This window comes from Hungatella sp. (assembly GCF_046966825.1).
Genome location: NZ_JBKVCZ010000095.1, coordinates 21,015 through 27,146 on the forward strand (window position 1 = coordinate 21,015; position 6,132 = coordinate 27,146).

A 6,132-nucleotide genomic window follows, 5' to 3' on the forward strand; every position below is an offset into this window, starting at 1 on the left:
GACTCTGCTAATGTCTTACCACGGTGACAGGGAACTGATACTCCTTCAGCCAGCCCTCGATCCGCGATAAGTCCTCGTCGCTCAGGCTGGGATCTCCGTCGATGGGATAGGGCCGGTCCAGCTGATTGTATTTATTTACCCCCATCTTGTGGTATGGGAGCAGATCAATTCCCTTGAAATTCTTATAATCACGAAACGGCATCAAAAACTGGATTACCCGGTCGATCTCTTCCCTGCTGTCGTTGATCCCCTTTAGCATGGGCATTCTCACCTTGACGTTGTAACGGCGGTGAAGAAGCTCCTTTAAATTTTCCAGGATCAGCTCATTGTTTACACCGACCAGCTCGTTATGGCGTTCCGGGTCCATATGCTTGATATCGAACAGAAATAAGTCCACATACTCCGCGATTTTTAAAATGGTTTCCGTTTTCGTGAAGCCGCACGTCTCGATCGCCGTGTTATAGCCTTCCTGCTTACAGGCCATCAGAAGGTTTAAGGCCGCCTCCGGCTACGCGGTCACTTCTCCGCCGCCCAGTGTCACGCCCCCTCCCGACTGCTCGTAGAAGGCCTCATCCTCGGCAATAATCTTTAACAGCTCCGAGATGGTCTTACATTCACCTGAGATCGTCAGCGCTTCCTGGGGACACACCTCCATGCATTTTCTGCATCCGGTGCAGTCTCTGTCTCTTCGGATTTCGTGTTTTCCAGTCTCCGGGGAGAGCACGTGAATCCCCGCAGGGCAGGCATTTACACATGCCCCGCAGTCCACGCAGGAACGTTTCTTAAACATGATCTGAAAACTCCGGTCCATTCCCTCCGGATTGGAACACCATTTGCAGCGCAGCGGACAGCCCTTGAAAAACACAATGGTGCGGATGCCCGGTCCGTCGTACATGTTATACTTCTGAACATTGAATATCAATGCCTTGCGCTCAATGGAACCTGCATGTGTCTGATTCATCGTTATTCATCTCCAATTTACGGTTCTTTATAAATGGGTCAGCATGGTTCTGCTGATAATCTCATCCTGAACATCCTTGCAAAGTTCTACGAAGAAGGCGCTGTATCCGGCTACACGGACGATTAAGTCGCGGTATTTCTCCGGGTGCTTCTGCGCTTCCAAGAGCGTGTTGTTATCCAGATAGTTAAACTGCATCTCGCCGTTTCCAAAGATACTGGCGGTCCGAAGCAGGGTGATCAGGCTCTCCTCTCCTTCCGGAGTGTCCAGGAGTCCCGCCATAATCTTAAAGTTATGTACCAGACCGATATTCATGCTGTCATTGGCCATCTTGGACACAGACTTGATGATCGCAGTCGGTCCCTTGTAGTCGGCTCCCTGGGTTGGGCTGATGCCGTCGGATAACGGCAGCCATGCACCGCGGCCGTTGGCGGAAGCGCCTGTCATCTGTCCGAACGGGGTATTGTTGGAAATGGACAGAGTACCGTGGCTTAAATGGGAGTACAGGGTCTTATATTTTCTATGCTCTGCCTCAGTAAAGTCAACTAAATCCGAAGCAATCAGATCTGCATAGTCATCGTCGTTACCGTATTTCGGTGCGTTCAGGCAGTCAGTTTTGATCTGGTCATATCCGACGAAATCAGCCTTTAATGCCTCGTTTAACTGCTCCAGTGTATATTTCTTATCATCAAACACCAGCTTTTTGATCGCTGCCATGGAGTCCGTATACGTTGCCAGTCCGGACCAGACCACGCCAGGGCCGTAATTGTACATCGCGCCGCCGGAGGAAACGTCTTTTCCCTTTTCCATACAGCCCTCGTACATAATAGACATAAGAGGCTTCGGAGCAAGGTCTCTGTGGACTCTCTGGGAAATAACCGTGGCCACGTCGGTCCATTTTGTCACGTATTTGATCTCTTCCTTAACAGCCGCGTCAAATTCCTCAAAAGTCTTGAACCGGCTCAAATCTCCCATATCCGGGCAGACCTGCTTGCCGTACCAGAGCGGAACGCCGTGGTTTAACACCAGCTCGATGCAGACCGGCCACTGGGTATAGGCGGTGGAGGTCCACTGATAGAGACGGCCTGATTTCTGCGGCTCCACGCAGCCCATCAGACAGTAGTCTCTGGCGTCCTCGATGCTCACGCCCTTTGCCAGCATCATCTTGATGTGGGCGTCGTCGAAATGGCAGGCCGGGAAGCCCATGCCGGAACGGATCACGTCCACGATTTTTTTCATATATTTCTTAGGAGATTTGTTGTGGATCCGGCAGGCCAGGGACGGCTGGTAAATCTTCACGTGGCGGACAGCATCCATCAGCAGATACGTCAGTTCATTGGTTGCGTCACGGCCCTCTCTCGTCACGCCGCCCACGCACATATTGACGAATGGCTGGTAGCCGGCGAAGAACTTGGAACCGCCCTCGCTGGTGATCCACATCATCTCTGACATCTTAATCAGCATACATCCGGCAAGCTCGAAGGCCTGGAAATCATTTAACCGTCCGGATTCGATATCGCCCTTATAGTACGGATACATATACTGGTCCACACGTCCGATGGACATTCCGGTCTGGTTCTCTTCCACGACAAGCAGGGACTCGATGGTCCATACCGCCTGGACTGCTTCCCAGAAGGTTTCCGGCTTATGGGCCGGTACACGGGCGTTGACCTCGGAAATCTTTAAGAGCTCTGCCTTCCTCTTCGGATTTGTCTCCTTTGCCGCCAGCTCCGCCGCGTATTCAGACAGACGCTTTGCGTAAATCATAACGCCCTCTGTGGTATCGATGATGGATTTATAGAAATAGATTTTTTCGATATCGTCCGGGTTCTCATAATCCAGATGCTCTAAATGCTCTTTCGCTTCTCTCTGGATATCCAGCATTCCTTTCTTCATCAGGATTACGTCGTATCCGGGGTTGGAATCTCCGCCGCCGTTTAACGCGTGGTAGGAACAGTCTGATACGAAGGACTCGCCGGAGAGCTCCCATACGCCGGCTTCCCGGTACTGGTCTTCGCAGTACTCATCGACAGATTTGCCCTTCCAGAACGGGAACAGCTCCTCTCTCATGATCTTCTTGTCTTCCTCGGAAATGTAGAATGGATCCTGGGCACGCGTCCCGATGGTGTCGATCTCGTCTTCCATCCATCTCCAGGCGATATCCGGTGAAAATGCTCCGGCTCTCGGTGCTCCGCATGGTGCTCCGACGATCAGCTCATGGTCCTGAATCACCAGAGGCGCCGTCTCACAACAGTAGCGGAAGCATTTTGCACGCAGAAGAATCTTCGGCATGCCCGGATTCTCTTTTGCGATCTTTGTAATGGCTCTTGCACGGTAAGTCGTGATGGAAGGAACCTGCTTTAAGTAGTTATCCTTCAGGAGCTGAAGACGCTCGGTGATCCCATCGGGAATCTCTGTGCCCTCGCCGCTGCATACTCCCGTTTTCTCCGGAGCGCCCTTTGGCAGATCGCCGGAAACGGATTCCAGCATCTTTACCAGCGCCTCCCGCTGTTCCGGCGACATGTTTCTGGTCGCATCTGCAAATTTATCTGTAAACTCACGAATATCCAATTTGTATTACCCCTCTTTCCTGCTTATTCTTCTTCGGCCATCCACTCCAGGAGCTTCTTCATGGCCCGCTCCAGCTCGTCATCCAGGCTGTCATCCCCGCCTTTCGGGACTGCCGTCTGCCAGGTTGTGCTTAAAACCGCGGCATCGGCGCGGCCGTTTCTCTCCTCTGCGTCTCCGGCCATCCGGTCTTCGATCTCCCGCACTCCGTATCCCACATTTCTGACGTAAATCAGGTTCATGGGGGAAACGCTGTCCGAGGTGATTCCGACCCCGGCGGTAATGCTTCCGAGCGTCATGGCCGGAAACAGATTCGTCGTCACGCCCATGCTCCCGAACACAGCCGGAGTGTTCACCAGCATCCTGGCGACTGGTTTCTTCAGTGCAAACTGGCGAATGACCTCTTCATCCTTCGAATGAATCACAAGTGTGTGTCCATGGCTTTCATTTGCCAGCAGTTCGATGCATTTCTCACAGGCGTGAACCCAGTCATTTTCTATGTAATACACCAGAACCGGACACAGCAGCGCCCTGGCGTATGGATTTCTGTCTGATATATACTTCTGTTCGGAAACCAGTACCTTTACCGTATCCGGAACGGAGAATCCCGCCCTTCGGGCCAGCTCCCGCGCCGGTTTTCCCACCAGTTCAGGGTCCTGACTGCCGTTTTCGGGACAAAGCAGCCCGATCAGCTGTTTTTCCTCGTCCCCCGACATGAAGTAGGCGCCGTTTCTCTCAAATTCCCGTTTTGCCTCACCGGCGATGCGGCTGTCTGCAACGATATACTGTTCCGCCGCCGGCACAATTCCGTAATCAAAATTCCGGCTGGCCATAATGGCTTTCACCGCCTTCGGTATGTCCGCCGTCCTCTCAATAAACGCCGGGGAACCCACGGTTCCTCCATAGATGAACGGTTTTCCCGCGGCCTTCGCGGCCTCTGTCATCTCCGGAACTCCGGTGTCGATTACCAGAGCTACGGCCGGATGGCCGATCAGCGCTTCCGTTCCCTGACGCGTCACGGTGCCTAAGTAAGAGAGCGCGCCGTCCGGAAGCCCCGCCTCAGCGGCCGCTTCCATCAGAATATCCAGCGCTCTGCCCGTAGTCTTCGCGGCCCGCTCATGGGGAGCGAAGACGATGGCGTTGCCTGATTTCACCGCGATGAGCGCCTGATAGATGGCCGTGGATACCGGATTGGTAGATGGTGTCAGCGCTGCGATAATTCCTAACGGTACGCCGACCTTCATCATTTTCTCTTCCCGGTCCTCCGAAATGATTCCCACAAAACGCATGGTCTTAAGCTTCTCGGGCAGGTATTCGCAGATATACCGGTTTTTCCTGTATTTATCCTGCCAGTTTCCGTATTCCGTCTCCTCGCAGGACATGACCGCCAGTTCCCTGGCGTGTTTTGCCGCCGCCTGCGCCATATGTACCACAATGCGGTCCAGCCTTTCCTGTTCAAAACCAGCCAGCACTTTTCTCGCCTCGCCGGCATTTTCCATCAGGATTCTGGCTTCCTGGACAGAAAGCAAGTCTTTATCAACAAAACGCATTGCCTACGCTTCCTTTCCTTACTCCGCCGGAAGAAGATTCTTTAAGGAGTAACGTGTGATGATCTTCTCCAGATCAGGATGAGGCCTCGGGATTACAACAGAGCTGTAAACCTCGGCTCCCATAGCTTCCACTGCCTTTACTCCGGCATCTACCGCCGTCTTACATGCTCCCACATCACCGCGCACCAGCACGGAAATGTATCCGGAAGCCACATTCTCATATCCAATCAGTTCCACATCGGCCGCCTTGCACATCGCATCCGCGGCTTCCAGAACGAATACCAGGCCAAATGTTTCAATGGAACCAATGGCTTCATATCTTTCCATAAAATTTTTCCTTCCTGCCGTTTATCTGTTCTTACGCATCAACATCGTGTACGGATACAATATCGCCTACTCCCTGAATCGGTCTCGGCATTACATTCTTAGCCGTCAGCTTTCCGATAGCTGCCGCAGCTGCCGCTCCGGCCTCCACAGAGGACCGTACGGCTGCCACATCTCCCTTGACCATGATGGTCACAAGGGTGGAACCTACGTTTTCGTAGGATATGAGTTCCACGTCCGCTGCCTTTAACATCTTATCCGCCGCTTCCAGCGCGGGTGTCAGGCCGATGGTCTCCACCAGGCCCAGTGCCTCTTCTCCGTAATATCTCACCTGCGCGACCTCCTCCTATTCAGGTTTTCTGCAGACCGGAAGTATGCACTCCACTTCTGCATGAGGACGTGGGATTACATGAACGGATACCAGCTCGCCTACGCGCTGTGCTGCTGCCGCACCTGCATCCGTCGCAGCCTTTACCGCTCCGACATCGCCTCTCACCATAACGGTAACGAGACCGCCGCCTACGTGTTCCTTGCCGATTAAGGTGACATTCGCCGCCTTTACCATGGCGTCCGCCGCTTCGATCGATCCTACCAGCCCTTTTGTTTCAATCATTCCCAATGCATCGTACTTCATGAAATATCCTCCTTCTGGATTTGAAATTAGATACATTATCTAATTTCAGACTGTAGACAACTAGCCTCCTAATAGGAGGCGGTTGTCTTTTTTCTTTC

7 protein-coding genes are annotated in these 6,132 nt (G+C 52.9%); all 7 read right to left on the reverse strand.

Going from position 1 to position 6,132, the window contains the following annotated elements:
* Positions 1-7: 7 nt before the first annotated feature.
* The 7 genes from ACLTD4_RS23575 to eutM are packed head-to-tail and all read right to left on the reverse strand — an operon-like array spanning position 8 to position 6,034.
* Positions 8-484 carry a hypothetical protein gene (locus ACLTD4_RS23575; protein ID WP_412331594.1) on the reverse strand — a complete coding sequence of 159 codons (477 nt, stop codon included), beginning with the start codon at positions 482-484 and terminating at the stop codon, positions 8-10.
* 24 nt (positions 485-508) lie between these two features.
* On the reverse strand, positions 509-961 hold the full coding sequence (locus ACLTD4_RS23580; RefSeq protein WP_412331595.1) for a glycyl-radical enzyme activating protein: 453 nt from the start codon (positions 959-961) through the stop codon (positions 509-511).
* Between the two features lie 27 nt (positions 962-988).
* Positions 989-3,529, reverse strand: coding sequence for a choline trimethylamine-lyase (gene cutC, locus ACLTD4_RS23585; protein WP_117621342.1), 2,541 nt, complete (start codon positions 3,527-3,529; stop codon positions 989-991).
* Positions 3,530-3,552: 23 nt separating this feature from the next.
* Positions 3,553-5,076, reverse strand: coding sequence for an aldehyde dehydrogenase family protein (locus ACLTD4_RS23590; protein ID WP_117621343.1), 1,524 nt, complete (start codon positions 5,074-5,076; stop codon positions 3,553-3,555).
* Between the two features lie 18 nt (positions 5,077-5,094).
* Positions 5,095-5,403, reverse strand: a complete 309-nt coding sequence (locus tag ACLTD4_RS23595; RefSeq protein ID WP_002602422.1) for a BMC domain-containing protein — start codon at positions 5,401-5,403, stop codon at positions 5,095-5,097.
* Positions 5,404-5,434: 31 nt separating this feature from the next.
* Entirely contained in the window at positions 5,435-5,731 is a 297-nt protein-coding gene (locus ACLTD4_RS23600; protein WP_006773243.1) for a BMC domain-containing protein, read from the reverse strand.
* 15 nt (positions 5,732-5,746) lie between these two features.
* Positions 5,747-6,034 (reverse strand): ethanolamine utilization microcompartment protein EutM, encoded by a 288-nt coding sequence (eutM, locus tag ACLTD4_RS23605; protein ID WP_002602420.1) that lies wholly within the window; start codon positions 6,032-6,034, stop codon positions 5,747-5,749.
* Between the last annotated feature and the right edge of the window lie 98 nt (positions 6,035-6,132).

Bases quoted from the DNA above. Each gene is read 5' to 3' on its own strand.
- ACLTD4_RS23590 (WP_117621343.1), bottom strand. From the start codon at position 5,076: ATGCGTTTTGTTGATAAAGACTTGCTTTCTGTCCAGGAAGCCAGAATC.
- ACLTD4_RS23580 (WP_412331595.1), bottom strand. From the start codon at position 961: ATGAATCAGACACATGCAGGTTCCATTGAGCGCAAGGCATTGATATTC.
- ACLTD4_RS23575 (WP_412331594.1), bottom strand. From the start codon at position 484: ATGGCCTGTAAGCAGGAAGGCTATAACACGGCGATCGAGACGTGCGGC.
- ACLTD4_RS23595 (WP_002602422.1), bottom strand. From the start codon at position 5,403: ATGGAAAGATATGAAGCCATTGGTTCCATTGAAACATTTGGCCTGGTA.
- eutM (WP_002602420.1), bottom strand. From the start codon at position 6,034: ATGAAGTACGATGCATTGGGAATGATTGAAACAAAAGGGCTGGTAGGA.